The 16,255-nt window shown below is 69.4% G+C and carries 12 protein-coding genes; 6 read left to right on the top strand and 6 right to left on the bottom strand.

The genetic code is table 11. The features are described from left to right. Positions 1-10 precede the first annotated feature (10 nt). Both ALI144C_RS45220 and ALI144C_RS45215 read left to right on the top strand, forming a co-directional pair. A complete protein-coding gene (locus ALI144C_RS45220; protein ID WP_076993403.1) occupies positions 11-778 on the top strand; it encodes an MBL fold metallo-hydrolase in 768 nt (255 codons plus the stop codon). After that, complete coding sequence (locus ALI144C_RS45215) at positions 762-3,428, top strand: VTT domain-containing protein (RefSeq protein ID WP_076993402.1); 2,667 nt, start codon at positions 762-764, stop codon at positions 3,426-3,428. The genes ALI144C_RS45220 and ALI144C_RS45215 overlap by 17 nt, the downstream gene beginning before the upstream one ends. Here ALI144C_RS45215 and ALI144C_RS45210 read toward each other — a convergent pair. Both ALI144C_RS45210 and ALI144C_RS45205 read right to left on the bottom strand, forming a co-directional pair. Then, the gene (locus tag ALI144C_RS45210) at positions 3,403-4,482 is read right to left on the bottom strand and encodes a glycosyltransferase family 4 protein (RefSeq protein ID WP_076993401.1); all 1,080 of its coding nucleotides are present in this window, start codon (positions 4,480-4,482) and stop codon (positions 3,403-3,405) included. The two genes, ALI144C_RS45215 and ALI144C_RS45210, sit on opposite strands and share 26 nt — an antisense overlap. A gap of 23 nt (positions 4,483-4,505) precedes the next feature. Continuing rightward, complete coding sequence (locus ALI144C_RS45205) at positions 4,506-5,387, bottom strand: glycosyltransferase family 4 protein (protein WP_143231251.1); 882 nt, start codon at positions 5,385-5,387, stop codon at positions 4,506-4,508. A gap of 203 nt (positions 5,388-5,590) precedes the next feature. Between ALI144C_RS45205 and ALI144C_RS45200 the strand changes: the two genes are divergently transcribed. The 4 genes from ALI144C_RS45200 to ALI144C_RS45185 all read left to right on the top strand — a co-directional run bounded on the left by ALI144C_RS45200 (position 5,591) and on the right by ALI144C_RS45185 (position 11,319). Next, positions 5,591-7,039, top strand: a complete 1,449-nt coding sequence (locus ALI144C_RS45200; RefSeq protein ID WP_083753942.1) for a flippase — start codon at positions 5,591-5,593, stop codon at positions 7,037-7,039. Positions 7,040-7,060: 21 nt separating this feature from the next. Continuing rightward, positions 7,061-8,971: a glycosyltransferase gene (locus tag ALI144C_RS45195; RefSeq protein ID WP_237774616.1), complete on the top strand. Its 1,911-nt coding sequence runs from the start codon at positions 7,061-7,063 to the stop codon at positions 8,969-8,971. Next, a complete protein-coding gene (locus tag ALI144C_RS45190; RefSeq protein WP_076993398.1) occupies positions 8,968-9,987 on the top strand; it encodes a glycosyltransferase family 4 protein in 1,020 nt (339 codons plus the stop codon). The genes ALI144C_RS45195 and ALI144C_RS45190 overlap by 4 nt, the downstream gene beginning before the upstream one ends. 81 nt (positions 9,988-10,068) lie before the next feature. Beyond that, positions 10,069-11,319: a glycosyl hydrolase gene (locus ALI144C_RS45185; RefSeq protein ID WP_168211511.1), complete on the top strand. Its 1,251-nt coding sequence runs from the start codon at positions 10,069-10,071 to the stop codon at positions 11,317-11,319. A 23-nt stretch (positions 11,320-11,342) separates the two neighbouring features. On the opposite strand, the gene ALI144C_RS45180 is transcribed toward ALI144C_RS45185, so the two are convergent. From ALI144C_RS45180 to ALI144C_RS45165, 4 genes are read right to left on the bottom strand one after another with little or no spacing between them, the layout of a single operon-like run. Further along, a complete protein-coding gene (locus ALI144C_RS45180) occupies positions 11,343-12,368 on the bottom strand; it encodes a glycosyltransferase family 4 protein (protein WP_076993396.1) in 1,026 nt (341 codons plus the stop codon). Continuing rightward, positions 12,365-13,054 (bottom strand): hypothetical protein, encoded by a 690-nt coding sequence (locus ALI144C_RS45175; RefSeq protein ID WP_076993395.1) that lies wholly within the window; start codon positions 13,052-13,054, stop codon positions 12,365-12,367. The genes ALI144C_RS45180 and ALI144C_RS45175 overlap by 4 nt, the downstream gene beginning before the upstream one ends. Further along, positions 13,051-15,096 (bottom strand): O-antigen ligase family protein, encoded by a 2,046-nt coding sequence (locus ALI144C_RS45170; RefSeq protein WP_076993394.1) that lies wholly within the window; start codon positions 15,094-15,096, stop codon positions 13,051-13,053. Before ALI144C_RS45170 ends, ALI144C_RS45175 begins: the two co-directional genes overlap by 4 nt. Then, on the bottom strand, positions 15,093-16,244 hold the full coding sequence (locus ALI144C_RS45165) for a class I SAM-dependent methyltransferase (protein WP_083754003.1): 1,152 nt from the start codon (positions 16,242-16,244) through the stop codon (positions 15,093-15,095). The genes ALI144C_RS45170 and ALI144C_RS45165 overlap by 4 nt, the downstream gene beginning before the upstream one ends. Between the last annotated feature and the right edge of the window lie 11 nt (positions 16,245-16,255).

Genomic DNA, 16,255 nt, shown 5'->3' with positions numbered 1-16,255 from the left:
TACTCGTGGTGTGCGTTTTCTCGGCCATTCGACCGTTCGGATCGAGACAGGTGGCCGGGTTGTGCTCACGGATCCCGTGCTCACCACACGAGTGGGGCCGCTGGTTCGGGTAGTTCCTGCCCTTGACCCGTCCACGTGGGCCGGGGTCGACCTTGTGCTGATCTCTCACCTGCACGGCGATCACTTGCACCTGCCGTCGTTGCGGCTGGTCCGGCGCGCCCGGATCGTGGTGCCTCGTGGCGCGGGCGCGTGGCTGCGACGCAAGGGATTCCCGCACGTCGAGGAGTTGGGTGTCGGTGAGCGGCTGGTGGACGGCGACCTGACCGTCACGGCTGTGCACGCCGAACACTCCGGCCACCGCTGGGGGCCGCGGTTGACCCACGGGCCGCACGCGCCCGCGGTCGGGCACGTCATCGAGGCGGAGAAGCGCGTGTACGTGGCCGGCGACACAGATATATACGAAGGCATGGCGGACCTCGGTGCCGTCGACATCGCGCTGCTGCCGGTGTGGGGCTGGGGGACGACGCTGGGTCCGGGCCACCTCGACCCGCTCAGGGCCGCCGCCGCGGTCCGGTTGATCAAACCCCGGATCGCCGTGCCGGTGCACTGGGGGACGCTGGCGTTGCCGGGCGTGGCACGCACAGCGCGGATGCGGCGGCTGCTGACCGAGCCGGGTCACGACTTCGCCGCCGCCGTGGGCAGGGACGCGGCAAGCACGGACACCCAGGTGGTCGTCACGCCGCCGGGTAGCGAGGTGATGCATGAACCTAGCGCTTGATCTCACGTCGACGTCGTCGGTCGGCTACCCGTTGGTCTTCGGCGGCGTGCTGCTCGGGTCGATCATCCCGATCGTGCCGACCGGTGCCGTTGTCGGCGCGGGCGCGGCCGTCGCGATGACGAGCGCGGACTTGTCACTGCCGTTGGTGCTGGTGCTGTCAACGCTCGGCGCGTACATCGGTGACGTCGTGACGTACGCGATCGCCCGGCTCGGCGGTGATCCGGCCGTGCGTTGGCTGGCTCGTCACCAGCACGCGGACCGTGTGGCCAGCGTCCGCACGCAGTTCACGCGTCGCGGCTGGCAGATCCTGGTGGTCGGCCGGTTGCTCCCGGCGGGCCGGATCCCCGTACTGCTCGCCGCCGGGGCGCTGGCGTATCCGTGGCGGCGGTTCCTGCCGACAGCTCTGATCGCGGCCGCGATGTGGGCGGTGGCGTACTCGCTGCTGGGTGTGGTCAGCGGCGGGATCTTCGACTCGCCGTTGATCGCGAGCTTGTTGGCGACCGCGCTCGTACTGCTTGTCACGGTTCTCATGGCGGTCATCGCACGGCAGCAACACCGTGCGCCCGACGCGGGCAGGCTGCTGCGCGGTGGTCGCGCGACCGTCCGCGTGCTGTTCGTCTGGTTCGTCGTCACCGCCGCGTTGCGCGCGTTTGACGTGCTATTGCCCGGTTTCACGATGACCCAGTGGTGGCAGCCGACCGTCTGCGCGCTGCTGCTCGGCCTGATGTCCGCGGTCCTGTGGCCGCTCATCCTGCGGGTCGCGTTGCCGTTCGCGTTGTTCACGTTGGGCCTCGGCAGTTTCATCGTGATCGGCGCGGGAGCGTTGGCGATCTTCAACACCGTGCCGGGCGTCGAGATCGAGAACCTGAGCACGGCCGTCGCGGTGACGATCGGCATGGCCGCTGTCGGTGCCGTGATGAGCAGTGTGCTGGCCATCGACGAGGACGAGATGTTCTTCCGCCGCGTCGCGCGGCGCGGCGGCACGCCCACTTTGATGCCCGACGCCACACCGGGCGTGATCTTCCTGCAGATCGACGGGCTCGGCTACGACACCGTCCGGCGTGCCGTGCGCGACGGCGACATGCCGACGCTGGCCGCGTGGATCAACGAGGACAGCCACACGTTGGAGATGTGGCAGACCGACTGGAGTTCGCAGACCGGTGCGAGCGTGTCCGGCATCCTGCACGGCGACAACCACGACATCCTCGGGTTCCGGTGGTACGAAAAGGACCGCGACCACGTGATGGCGTGCGCGCACCCGAAGGACGCGGCCGAGATCGAACGCAGGCACTCCGACGGCCGCGGCCTGCTGTCCGGCGGCGGTGCGGGCCACGGCAACCTGTTCACCGGCGACGCGGACCACGTCACGCTGACCATGAGCGCGGTTCCGGTGCTGGGCAAGGGAGTCCGGCGCGGCAGGCACGAGCGGACCGGATCCGGCTACTACACGTACTTCGCCCGCCCGGTGAACGTCCTGCGGACGTTCGGCTCGGCCGTGATGGACATCGGCAGGGAGATCACCGCGTCGACCAGTCAGAAGCGGCGCGGCGTCAGGCCGAGGATCAAGCGCGGCGGGTTCTACCCGATCGCCCGGTCCGGTACGACCGTGATCACGCGGGACGTGGTGGTCGCGGCGATCATCGAGGACGTCCTGGCCGGGCGACCCGTGGTGTACGCGGACTTCCTCGGCTACGACGAGGTCGCGCACCACTCCGGGATCGAACGGTTCGACGCGTTGGCCGTGCTGCGCGGGATCGACCAGCAGATCGGGCGGCTGCACCGGGCCACCCGGCTCGGGCCGCGGCCGTACCACCTCGTCGTGCTGTCCGACCACGGCCAGACACAGGGCTGGGCGTTCGCCGACCGGTTCGGCGAGCCGGTCGAGAAGCTCGTCGGCAGGCTGTGCGGCGGCGACCCGGCGGACATCGCCAAGGCGACGAAGCCGCGCAACGCCACCGAAGGCTGGCAGATGAACGCGGCGCTGGCCGAGGGCGGCCTGATCGCGCGGCGGCTGCGCGGCCGGGTCGAGAAGGCCGGGGTGAGCCCCGAGTTGCACCGCGCACCCGGTGGTGAACCCGGCGAGGTCGCCAGGGTCGCGCCCGGAGTTGTCGTGGTGGTGTCCGGGCACGTGGCGATGGTGTCGTTCACCGAACACGAGGGCCGCGTGCCGCTGGAGACGATCGAGCGCGAGTACCCGGAACTGCTGCCGCAACTGGTCGACCACGACGGAGTCGGGTTCATGCTGGTGCACAGCTCGGAGTTCGGGCCGGTCGTGCTCGGCCGCGACGGCCTGCACCGGTTGGCCACCGGCGTGGTGATCGGCGAGGACCCGTTGCGGGACTACGGCCCGCACGCCGCCGGGCTGATCCGGAGAACCAGCGAGTTCCCGCACTGCGCGGACATCATGATCAACAGCCGGTACGACCCGGAGACCGACAACGCCTCGCCGTTCGAACCGCACGTCGGATCGCACGGCGGGCTCGGTGGGCCGCAGGCACGCGGTTTCGTCGTGTACCCGAAGCACTTCACCCCCGCGGGGGACGTGGTCGGCGCGGAAGCCCTGCACCGGGTGTTCCAGGGCTGGCTGACCGGACTCGGTCACCCCGCGCCCGTGGACGAGCGCGTCAGCGCGCCCGTACCACTCCCTTGATCACCTCGGCCAGCCGCCGGGCCTGGACGTCGGTGGTCAGCTCGCGCTCCAGCCGGGCGCGCCCGGCCTTGCCCATGGCGTCCGCGCGCTCCGGGTCGGCCATCAAGGCGTTGACGGCGGACGCGAACATGTCCACGTCTCCCGGCGGCACGACCAACCCGTCGTGGCCGTGCTTGAGGTACCCGTCCAGCCCCGCGCTCGCGGTCACCACGTACGGCCGTCCACACGCCATCGCCTCGAGGATGACCGACATGCCGGACCCGTGGATGTTCGGCTTGGTGGCCACCGCGACGACGTTGGCCGCGCCGTAGAACTGGCGACGGCGGCGCCCGAGGTGCTCGCGGTGCAGCACGCCGAGGTCGCCCGGCAGGTCCACGTCGAGCTGGGTCGCCAGCTCCAGCCGCGTGCCCGGTCGGCGGCGGCGCACGTCCGCGACCGCCTTGATCAACGTGTCGTGGTCGCGGTGCGCGTCGTCGCCGACGCTGGCGACCAGGTCGCGGTCCACAGTGCCCTCGGCGGGACCGTCGACGGGCCGGAACCAGTCGGCGTCGATTCCGAAGGGGACGAACCGCAGCTTGCGGTCGGGCACGCCCCACTCGTCACGCAGGACCGGGATCATGCCCTTGGCCTGGACGAAGACGATCTCCATCTTGTCGAGCGCCTTGCCCGCGCGCCGCAGGAACTTCTTCGACCGGTCCTGCGGGTCGGTCAGCAGCTGCACGCCGCTGATCACCGGCGGGCCGCCGGGCAGCGCGGCGGCCGGGATACCGGTGAACTCGTCCCAGCAGAGCACCACGTCCGCGCTCCGCTTGAGCCGGTTGCGGTGCGACGCAACCGCTTCCAGCCACTCGAGGCCGTCTTCCCGCGCACGCACCCTGCGGGCGAGCGCGTTCGGGACACGTCCTTTGAGGACCTCGCGGAACACCACGTCCACACCGTGCCGCGTCAGCTCGTCGATGCCGAAGGGGGTGGCGTTCGGGACTTCACCGGACGCGTTGCGCGCCGGCCACTTGGCCGCGTCGAGGTAGTGGATCAACTCCACCCAGGCACGCACGCGCGACACAGTCCCACTCCTGATCAGCTCGCGAGGATGAGCTCGGCCAGCCGGGCGGCCTGCAGCTCGGTCGAGAATTCGCGTTCGACCTTACGACGTGCCGCCCTGCCCATCTCCTCGGCCATGGCGTCGTCGTTGACGAGCCGCTGCACGCATTTCGCCAGGGCATCCACGTCGCCGACCGGGTAGACGAGTCCAGTGTGCTCGTTCTCGACGTAGTCCGTTAGGCCTGGAGTGTCCGGAATCACTACCGGCCGCCCGCTCGCCATCGCCTCGAGGGTGACCGTCAGGCCGGACGCGTGCACGTTGGGCCGGGTGGCGATCGCGACGACGCTGGCCCGTTGGTAGAGGTCCCTGATCTGTCCCTCGTTGAGCCCGGTGCGCGCGAACTCGGCGGGAATCGGCAGCCTGGTGGCGATTTCCAGCCGGGCGCCGCGGACACTTCGGACAGCGTCGATCAGCAGCCGGTGGTCGCGGTGGCGGTCGTTGCCCGCGCTCACCACCAGACGTTCTCCGGTTCTGGGGCGTGGCGCGAAGAAATCGACATCGATGCCGAGTGGGATGTGGTGTGCGTTCCTGACGCCCCAGTCCCGTTCGAGCCGGGGGATCATCGCGCTCGACGACGCCCACACGCCCGCGGCCTTCGGCAGCGCGAGCCGCGCGAACGACGCTGTCACCCGGTCGACCTCGTCGGCCAGCCACACCACTCCCGTGATCACCGGTTTGGGTTTGCCCGGTTTGTGGTGTTCGCGCAGCGCTGCGGGGACCCCTGAGTACTCGTCCCAGCAAAGGACCACGTCACCGGTGTTGCGGCGGAAGGCATCGACCCATTCATACCCTCCGAGCCGGTGACGCGCCGCGCGGCCGATCCGCTCCGCTACCCGCCCGCTGGAGGGAATTCGCATGATCGGCTGCACCCCGTGGTTGATCAACCGGTCCAGTCCATACGGCCAGTGATCGGGGACTTCACCACGGGCGTGCCGACTACTCCATTCGGCGGGATGAAGTCCGTGCGACAACTCGAGGTAAGCGCGCACCGTATCGACCTCCACATCGCGACAGCACCGCGTGGGATCTGCGGCAACGCGAAGTTACTAGACTACGGCCCGTGTCCAGGGCAGCGGCGATCGCGCGAGGGGTCGCCCTCCAAGTGGTGGCGCGAGTCACCGCGCTGCCGCTTGCCATCGTCACTCTGGGTATAGCAACGCAGTATCTGGGCGAACACGGCTACGGCATCATGACGACCGCGATCGTGTTCGTCGGCCTGTTCGAGACGCTGACCTCGCAGGGCATCGGCACGGTGATCGTGCGCCGCGTCAGCGGCAGGCAGAAGGCGTCACTGGCGCACCTGATCGGCCTGGACCTGACGTTCTCGCTGACGTACGCGCTGCCGCTGGGGCTGACCGCCGCGAGCATCGGGGTGCTGACGTACTCCGATCCACAGGTGCAGTCCGCGCTGTTGGTGCTGTCCGCCGGGCTGGTCTGCAACGCCGTCGCGTCCTGTTTCGACGCCGTCTTCGACGTGCACGTCAAGTACGGCACGATCGCGATCGCCGAGTTCTTCGCCCGCGTGATCACGCTGGGTGCCGCCGCCGCGGTGGCGTTCACCGACGCGGGTCTGCTGGCCATGTGCGCGGTGCAGATCCTGCCGAACCTGCTCAAGATGGTCGTCAACGGGCTCGCGGCGCACCGGCTGACCCCGATGCGGCCGATCGGTGACCTGAACGCGATCCTCAACCTGGTCAAGGAGAGCATCCCGTTCACCCTGATCATGCTGATCGCGGTGATCTACTGGCGTGTCGACGGCGTGCTGCTGTCCCTGCTCGCCGACACGCGCGAAGTGGCCGCGTACGGGATAGCCGTGCAACTGGCGTTCACCCTGAACATGCTGCCGCAGGTCTTCTCCCGGACCGCCCTGTCGACGATCAACGAGGGCTACGCGAGCGACCCGGCCAGGTTCCGGCGAGCGGTGGCGAGCGGCTACCGGTTCCTGTTGCTTTTCGCCACACCCGTCGCGGTACTGGGTATCCCGTTGGCGGAGCGGCTGGTGACGGCGGTCGGCTCGGACGAGTTCGCCCAAGGCGCGACGCCGGTGCTGCGGCTGTTCTTCGTCGCCTGCGCGATCAGCTTCCTGACGTCGATCATCAGCGACGCGATGGTCGCGGCGCACCAGCAGCGCTTCCTGACCACGCTGTCGGCGGTGAACCTGGTCGTGAACATCGCGCTGAACATCATCCTGATCCCGCACTTCGGCGCGGTCGGCTGCGGGATCGCCCTGATCGTCACGGAACTGTCCGGTGTGGTCTTCACCCAGATCCGGCTACGCAAGGTAGGCGTCGACCCGCTGCCGATGAAGTACGTGATGCGCCTGATCCCCGGCCTGAACCTGTCGCTGCTGGCGATGCTGCTGACGTGGTCGCTGCCGCTGGTCTTCCCGATCGTCGCGGGGATGATCGGCTACTTCGCCGGTGCGTGGCTGGGCGGTGCGATCCCGGACGAGATGCGCGGTGCCCTGCTCGGCGCCATGAAACCCGGCCGCAAGTCGGCGCCCGCCTGACAACGCGTAAGGTGACCCGACGTGACGGACGGTCAGCCTGGTCGCCCGCTGTCGGTGCTGGTAGTCAGCTACCGCAGGGCGGATCTCTTGCGGCGTTGTCTCGACAGTGTCCACAAACACCTGTCGGGATGTTCGATCCTGGTGTGGGACAACCTGTCGACGGGAACGCCCGCGATCAGGGAGCTGGCTGGCGAGTACCCGGACGTCGAGTGGGTGTTCTCCGAGCGCAACGTCGGTTACGCCGCCGCCGTGAACGGTTTGGTGGAACGGACCGAGCACGACGTGCTGCTGCTCAACCCGGATGCCGAACTGCTCGGGCCGTTGACGAAGTCGCGGGCCGCGCTGCGGGAGCACGGCGTCGCGGCTGTCTCGCCGAAGGTCCTGGAGGGTGCCGACGGGCCGGACTGGGACGTCGCCCGGCGCAGGCAGACCGTCCTGCGCAGTCTCGTCAGCCATTCGGGTTACGGGAAACGCCTGCGCGGCAAGGCACTTTCCGACTACTACTCCGAGCAGCCCGGTGAGGTCGACGGCTACCTGTCCGGCTGTTGCCTGCTCGTCTCCCGTGCGGCCTGGCGTGAACTCGGCGGCTTCGACCAGAAGTTCTTCCTGTACGGCGAGGAGTCCGACTGGCAGCGCCGGGCGCGCGACCACGGCTGGCGCCTGGTGCTCGCGGACGAGCCGGACGTCCGGCACGCCGCCGCGGGAACCATGGCCGGTGACCCGTTGGCCGAACGGCGGTCGCGGGATCTGTTGCGGGCCGGACAGGCCGAGATGCTGGGGATGAGCAACTACGGGCCCGGCGCGGTCTTCACCGCCGGGCTCAACCTGCTCGACCGGGTGCAGCGGTCGCACCGCGAGGACCGGCAGCGGGAGCGTGTCGCGGCCAGGGCGAAGGCCGAGCCAGGCAAACCGAGCATTCTGTTGACCAGCAACGAGTTGTGCCAAGGTGGCGCCGAACGGCAACGGGTGCTGCTCGCCAACGAGCTGAGCAGGCGCGGATACCCGGTCACGCTGGCGTGCCTGCAGCACTTCGGCCCCCTCACGCCCGAACTGGACCCGAGCGTGCGCCTGGTGCTGACGCCGTGGTGGCAGCCGCTCGTCGACCTGCCGACCAAGGACGCCGTGCTGATCACGGGTATCACGAACACCGAGGCCGGGTTCGCGGTCGGCTGGAAGGCGCTCAACCCGAAGGGGCGATGGCTCGCGGCGACGCACGAACCCGCCGAGCCGGACCGTCCGACCTACGGCGGCAAGCTGGCCAAGGTGATCAACCGGAGTGACGGCGTGATCGCCTTGTCGCCACGGCATTGGGACGCCATCACCAGGCACCAGGCCTTGCACCCGCGGCATTTCATCGCACCCAACGGAGTGCCTGGCCAGGGAGATCGCGGCTACCAGCCGTCGAAACCGGTCCGCCTCGGCATGCTGTGCCGGATGGTCGAGCACAAGAACCCGCATCTGCTCGTGCAGGCGCTGGACTCGCTCGACGATCTCGACTGGACGCTGGACCTGCACGGCGACGGCCCGGACCGGGCGAAGCTCGAAGCCATGACACCGAAGCGGCTGTCCGGCCGGGTCACGTGGCACGGCGCGTCGCCCGGCCCGGACCACGCGTTCGGCACGTTCGACGTGCTGTGTGTGCCGAGCAAGGCCGAGGCTTTCCCGCTGGTCATCGTCGAAGCCATGGCACGCGGGCTCCCCGTCGTCTCATCCGCTGTCGGTTCGGTGCCGGATCTGCTGGACAACGGACGAGCCGGGGTGCTTGTCGAACCTGTCACCGCGACGGCGTGGGCGGCGGCCCTTCGCCCGATCATCGAAGACCCGACCAGGCTCACGGCGCTCGCCGCGGCGGGCGCGGAGCGAGCCGCCAAGTTGTACACAGTAGACGCCATGACGGATGCTTACGAGACCGCCATCGCGGCGGCGAGATGAGAGTTCTGTGGCTGTCGCCCTGGATGCGCACGCTGTCCAGGGTGCACGTCGAAGCGTTGCGGGACGCCGGGCACGACTGCTTGCTGATCACGTCCGACCAGCACTACGAGAAAATGCGGCCGCTGCCGTACGAGCGCGTGCTCGACCCGCGCCCGAAGGACCCCCGGACCATCGCCCCGCTGCTGCGCACAGTGCGGGAGGTCAGGGCCTGGCGGCCGAGCGTGGTCGTCGTCGAACTGGTGTGGGATCCGCGCTGGCTGATGCTGGCTCGGCTGGCGCCCATGGTGCACCTGGTCCACGACGACGCCCCGCACGACGAGACCGAACTGCGCCCGGCGTGGCAACGACGGCTGTTCAGCGGGTTCAGCAACCGGGCGAAGCGGGTCATCGCGTTCAGCGACTACGTGGCCAAGCAGTTGCCGTACCCGGCCAGTGTCGTGCCGCTGACCAGTGACGTCCGCGAGCAGGACCTGCCGCCGTTCGCCGAGGACCGGCGTGACTTCGTGCTGTACGGCCGGATGTCGCCGTACAAGAACGTGCCGGTGGCGCTGAAGGCGTGGGAGAAGCACCTGCTTTCCGGGCAGCACAAGGGCGACCGGCTGATCCTGCTCGGCGACGGCCCGCTCGACGTGTCCGAGCAGGACCTGCCACCGCGCTGTGAGTGGCGCAGGGAGCGTTACTCGTACGCCGAGGTCCTGCCGGTCCTCGGCCGCGCGAAGGGCTCGGTCGTGCACTACCGCCAGGCGTCGCAGAGCGGTGTGCAGCTGCTGTCGATGCAGCTCGGTGTCACGCCGATCGTCTCGGACTCCGGCGGGCTGCCGGAATTCCAGCCGCCGGGCGAACCGGGCATCGGCGTGGACGACGTGGACGGCCTCGCCGACGCCTTCGCCGCCCTGTCCGATCCGGATGCGGCGAACCGCCGGGGCGAGGCGAGCAGGCAGCACTTCGAACGGACCTACAGCGCCGGACTCGTCGGCGGGAAACTGGCCGAAGTCCTGGCCCACGCCGCCGTATAGCGGGAATTTATCACCCTTACGAGGGAGCTTACCGGGAGCAAGTTACTGCAATCGGCTTATTGACATGTTTTGATGGTCGGCATGGCTGAGGAGATCGGACGACGCCGGATCATCGGGGCAGCAGCCGGCGCGATCGCCCTCGGGGTCGCCGGTGGCATCACGCTGGCGAACCAGCAGTGGTTCGCCCCCGAGGAAACGGCCCAGCAGGAGACGAAACCGATCACCGCGGACGTGTCCGCGAGCGGGGACGCGCAGACCCTGCTGAAGTGGTTCCGCGATCTGCCCAAACGCGACTCCCGCAGGGTCGTCTGCGGGCAGCAGCTCGACGACATCACCGCCGCCAGCTACGACCACATCGTCGAGGCGCTGGTCAAACGCACCGGCAAGTACCCGGCGATGCTGGGTGTGTCGGTCCGCGACGACTGGAAACGGTCGGACTCCAGGATCCTGACCGACCACTGGCGGCGCGGCGGCCTGGTCACAGTGGACATCCACCCGTCGAACCCGTGGATCCCGGGCGGTGGCGCGAACTCGGCATGGGTGGCGGACGCGAAGGCCAGGAAGCCCGACCTGCGCGCACTACTGGCCACATCGGACTCGAGCCCGCAGCGGGCCGCGTGGCGCGCACAGCTGGAACGGGTGGGTGACCTGGTCGAGGAACTCGGCGCGGCCGGGATCGTGGTGTTGCTCCGGCCGTTGCACGAGGGCAACGGGTCCTGGTTCTGGTGGGGGCAGGACATGCCGACGCGCAAGACGTTCGCGCGGGACCTCTACCGTGACGTCTTCTTCTACATCAGCGAGACCAGACGGCTGCACAACGTGCTGTGGGTGTACTCGCCCGGTGCCTCGTGGGACGGGGCCGCACTGTCGTACTACCCGGGTGACGAGTACGTGGACATGGTCTGCCCCAGCAGGTACGACGACGAGATGCTGATGCTCGGCGACCGCAAGGGCCAGTCGCCCTACAACGACTACAAGGACATCCTGACGACCGGCAAACCGCTCGGGTTCTCCGAATGCGGCCCGGAGAAGAAGCGCGACGGCTCGTGGGACTCCCGGCTGATCGTGAAGCAGATCCGCGACAGGTACCCGGCCATGACGTACTTCCACTGCTGGAACGGCTGGCAGGGCGCGGTGATGGAACTCGCCAGGCTCAAGTTCACCGAGGAACTGCTCAACGACCCGTGGGTGATCACCAGGGACGAGGTGGACTGGCGGCAGGCGGCCGGACCGACGTCGTCCTCGCGACCGACGACCACCTCCCAGCCGACCAAGCCCCCATCACCCAAGCCCCAGAGCAACCCGATAATCCGACCACAGATCACCAGGTAGACCTCGGGAGTGTGGAGGCCGGACTAACCACTCACGAGGCTTGACCAGTGGTTTCCGAGGGTCTGGAGGTATCGGCCGATCTCGAAGGGTTCCACTGTGGAGCGTGCGGCCTTGCCGAGCCGTGCACGCAGGCCGGGGTCGTCGAGCAATGACTGCAACGCCGCTGTCAGCCCGTCGACGTCACCGGGTTGCACGAGTAGGCCGTTCTCGCCGTCCTTGACGACCTCGCCGATCGATCCGACCGGCGTCACCACCGGCACCAGGCCGTGCCCCATCGACTCGAGCATCGCCATCGGCAGGCCCTCGTCGCGGCTGGGCAGGACGAAGACGTGCGCGCCGGACAGCAGCTCGTCCCGTTCCGCCGGGGAGATCCACGTCCGGATCCGCGCGTTCACGTCCAACCGCGCGGCCAGTGCCTTGGTCTCGGCGACCTCGCCGTCGCCTGCCATCACCAGTTCGACGGGTCCGGACAACCGGGCGACCGCCGTCAGGACATCGGCTGAGCCCTTCCGTTCGCCGAACCGGCCGAGGAAGACGATCTTGAAGCCGGGTGCCGACGACACCTCGCCGGGCAGTTCGATCGGGTTGCCGAGGCTGACTACCCGGTGCACGCCGAGCAGATCCGTGTACGTGGTGCGCCACGACGAACCGAGCACGGCCACCAGGTCCGCCTGCCGGAAGGTCAACGCGACCAAGCGCTTGGCCAGGGCAGGCAGTCCCTGGTACCAGTCGACGAACTCGGCGCCGTGGCAGTGCAGCACGACCGGTTTGCGCATCAGCTTGGCGATCCACACCAACACGCCCTTGCGGATCACGCTGCCCCGTTCGGACACGTGTGCGTGCAGGACATCCGCGTACCGCAAGGCGGAAACGACCTTCGCCGTGCCCGACAGCCACAGCTTCAGGCGCATCCCGGCCGGGCCCTCGCGGTGCGTCGGGATCATCCGGATCGCCGCGACCTGGGATCCGTGCCGCAGCAACAGGTTCGTGACCGTCGCCATCCCGCCGCGCTCGGTCGGCGCGGAACCGGCCATCAGGACGCGGATCATGAGACGGAGTTGGCAGGCGGCGTGACCGGTCGCATCTGGCTGGTCTGCTCGGCGGATGACGACTTCGTCGCGCGCTCGAACCGCACCGGGAAACGCTTGGGGTAGAGCCAGCGCAACACCAGGATCGCGAGGGCCGCGAGGACGAAACCGCCGACGATGCCGCCGACGACCAGCAGCCACGCGGCGGGCACCGAGCGGGCGGGCGGGGTGGTCGGGTCGGTGATCACGTTGACGGCCACCCGGGCCGTGCCGCCGGGAGTGGTCTCCAGCTTGGTGACCGCGTTGATGAACGCCTGCGTCACCGCGACCGCGCTGCGCCGGGCCGCTTCCGGCGTCGCGCCCGTGACCTGCAACGACAGCACAGTGGTGTCACCGGCGACGGCGGCTTTGATCTGGGACACGAGCGTGCCGGAGTCCGTGCCGAGCACCTGCGCGGCCGGGCCCGTCACCTGCGCGCTCGACGCGATCTCCGCGTACGTGGTCATCCGCTGGTTCACGTACTGGTTGCTGGCGTACGCGGTGTCCGGCTGCGCCGGATCGCTCTGGCCGGTCATCAGCACCTGGGACGAGGACGTGTACACGGCGTTGCTCAGGCGGTTGCTGAAGTAGACGCCGCCGAGCAGGCCGACCACGACTCCGGCCGCCAGCAGCCACTGCCACCACGCGATGTTCTTGAGCAACCTCACGGCGTCATTATCCTTCTCGCTGATAGTCGCGGTCCTCCGACCTGCCCGGACTGTTGCGGGCCCGGCCGCCACGCGACGGCCAGTGCCAGCATCGCCAGGGTCAGCGCGACGGCCATCAACGAAGGCCGGTCGATCAACGTCGTCTGGAACACCGACTGGAACGCCAGACAAGCCAACCCGAGCCCCAACGCGACCACGAGCACAGTGGCGGGCGCTCTTCGCCGCCAACTATGCACGACAGCCGCGGCGACACGCACCATCAGCAAGCCGACGGCCAGCAACCCGAACGCCCCGAACCACAACCACATCCGCAGGTACTGGTTGTGGATCCACGGCCGCGGGTCGACGACGGTCCGGTCGTGCAGCGCGTCGTAGGAGACGATCTCCCCGCCGTACGGGATACCGACGCCGATGCCCGCGACGGGATGGTCGAGCAATGTGTTCAACGCGGCCGTGTTCTCCCTGACGCGGTCGGCCAGGCTGTCCTCACCGAGCGCCTCACCGCTGAACACGCTGGTCACACGTCCGGCGAGGGCCTCACCCGTGCCGCCGAGCGCACCGGCCGCGGAAAGCCCGAGCGCCACCGCGCCGAGCACGCCGGCTGCGAGCAAACGCTTGACCAGGCCGCGTGAGCCGAACCGGGCCACCGCGACCAGGATGACGAACCCCAGCAGCGGCGCCCACGTCGACCGGTTGAAGCTCAACGCCTCGTGTGCGAGGCCGGGCAGCGCGATCAGCAGCAGTCGCCAGCGCGGACGGCCGGGAAAAGCACCGGAAGCCAACAGGATCAGCAGCGGTCCCCACAGCGGCAGCACCGGCGCGGACAGCCGGGACACCTCGGACGTGTCGTCACCGGTGATCACCGAGGAGCGTTCGTCGACCAGCAGCCGATGCCAGTCCATGACGGCCGCGAGCAGCTCGATCGAACTGGCCACGGCGGCGCCGACGGCCGTGATCGCCACGAGCTGGGCGAGCCTGCCCGCGAACACCCGGTAGAGCACCAGGAAGCCGAGCGGCACCAGGAGCAACGCCCGCAACGTGTCTGCGACCTCGGAGAACTCGCCACCGCCGGTGACGCCCCGCGCGCTGCCAAGCGCGACCGCGACCGTGAGCACGACCAGTGGCCACAGGAAGATCGATTTGCCCGGCCGCCGCCACACCGCGACGAGCCCGACCAGCACGGCCACTTCCAGCACGGTCGGCGTGACCGGGCCGAGCTTCACCAGCTCCAGTTTCGGCGGCAGCACCGACGCGGCCAGCGCCAGCATCACCCCGGCGATCCAGCGGGGATCGCGAACCGCCACGGCGCCCGCAGCCAGCACGGCCACCATCGGCGGCCATACCGAGCCGGTGGCCGCGTACCCGCCGATGGCCACGAACCCCACGCCGAGCGCCAACGCGCCACGGCGAGTCCGCACCCCTGCCCACAGCGCACGGATCTCCCGATCCACACTGTCGGCAAACGCTTGCGCACCAGCGACCCGCGACCCGCCGTCGGCCAGGTGGGACACCCAAGGACCCGGTCGTCGCAACGCGCAGACGAGCCAGCCGACCAAGGCACCGATCACGGCACCCAGCACCGCGCCCCAGGCCGCCCAGGCACCCGAGAGGCTTTCCGGTTCGCTGCCGTTGGCCGACACCACACCGGACACGCGGTTGAACTCCATCCGCGCGACCACCGCGATGACCGTCTTGGCCGCGTCCGTCGCCCGGTCGGCCAAGTCCTCAGCGGTGAAGCTGTTGAGCTCGATCCGCAACGACTGCACACCGGAGATCTCGTGCGCGGTGATGGTCTCGCCGCTGCGCAACCCCGCTTCGCCCGCGACGGCACCACTGGCGGCCACCTTCACCCAGCTCGGCAGCCGTTGGGAGATGTGCCGAGCCACGGAAGCCGTCGGCGGCCGCGGTTCGAGCTGCACGGCGGTGAAGACGACGGTCGCGCTGCTTCGGTACGTCGGCCCGTCGAGCGTCGGTACCGCGAAGCCGACCAGCGCACCGACCAGCAGACCGGCCAGGACGACGAGAGCGGCCAGCCGGTTCACCGATTGTCACCGGCCAGCCGGGCGGGCGGGATGATCCGCCGGGTCTGCGGGTCCTCGGTCGGCACCGGCTCGGCGACCACCCAGCGACCGGCCAGCGCGGGCAGTGCGGTGCGGACCTCCTCCAGCAGGTCCGGTACGAACAGCAGGACCGCGTCCGGTTTCGCCCTGACCAGGTCGTCCGGGCTGATCACCGGGATCGCCGTGCCCGGCATCCGCCTGCCCCACTTGGCCTGCGAGGCGTCGGCGACGCCGGACAGCATGGTGTTGTCGATCCCCGCGGCGGCGAGCAACGCGACCGCACGCGACGCCGCGCCGTAGCCGTACACCCGGCGGCCGGTGCCGCGTTGGCGTTGCAACCAGCCACGCAGCGCGTTGATGCTGTTCTCGGCCGTCTCCTGCAACGAGCGCACGATCCGCGGGTCGTCGACACCACAGCCGGTTTCCTCGGCCAGCAACGCACGGACCTCCGGATCGCCGTGGCCGCCACGGGCCGCGGCGAGCAGGACCGTTCCGCCGTACAGGTCGAAGCGCCACACGGTCCGCGCCACCAGCCCGGCGGTTGCCAGCATCCTGGTCAGCGCGGCCGTGGAGTAGTACGCGTAATGCCCATGCCGCAAGGCGTTCCACTGCCCGCTGCGGATGATCGCGGCCAGCGAGTGGTACTGCAGCAACAGGACGCCGGTGTCCGTCAGTCTCCTGGCGCGCTCGACGATGGCTTCGTGCTGGTCGGGGTTGTGCATCATGCCGAAGCTGTCGAGCACGACATCAGCGGGCTCACCTGCCTGCTCGACCGGGCGCAACCCGTGCTCGGCGAGCAACGGCAACCACGAACCGCCGTGGGGACTGCCGTACTCGAACACGCGGACACCGGGTTTCACCATCCCGGAGCGCATCACCCGGCCGATCGCGTCCTTGGCCTGGGCGACCAGCGCCGCGGGTTCCACACCCCGTGGCTCCTCCGGCACGGTCGGGTCCTCCGCCAGCTGCGCGAGGCCGCACTCGGCGCACAGCCACATCCGCAGCGGGTAGATCGGGTCCGGTCCGTTGTCCCCGACCGGCGGGAAGAAGTCGCTGGCCGGTTGACGGCCGAGGTCGAGCACGACCTCGCCGCGGCGAGCCCGGCAGGACCGGCAGATCGGCGTCAGCACGGTCGCGCCAA

Source organism: Actinosynnema sp. ALI-1.44, from assembly GCF_001984155.1.
GTDB lineage: Bacteria > Actinomycetota > Actinomycetes > Mycobacteriales > Pseudonocardiaceae > Kibdelosporangium.
This window is presented reverse-complemented; position numbering and strand designations above follow the sequence as displayed.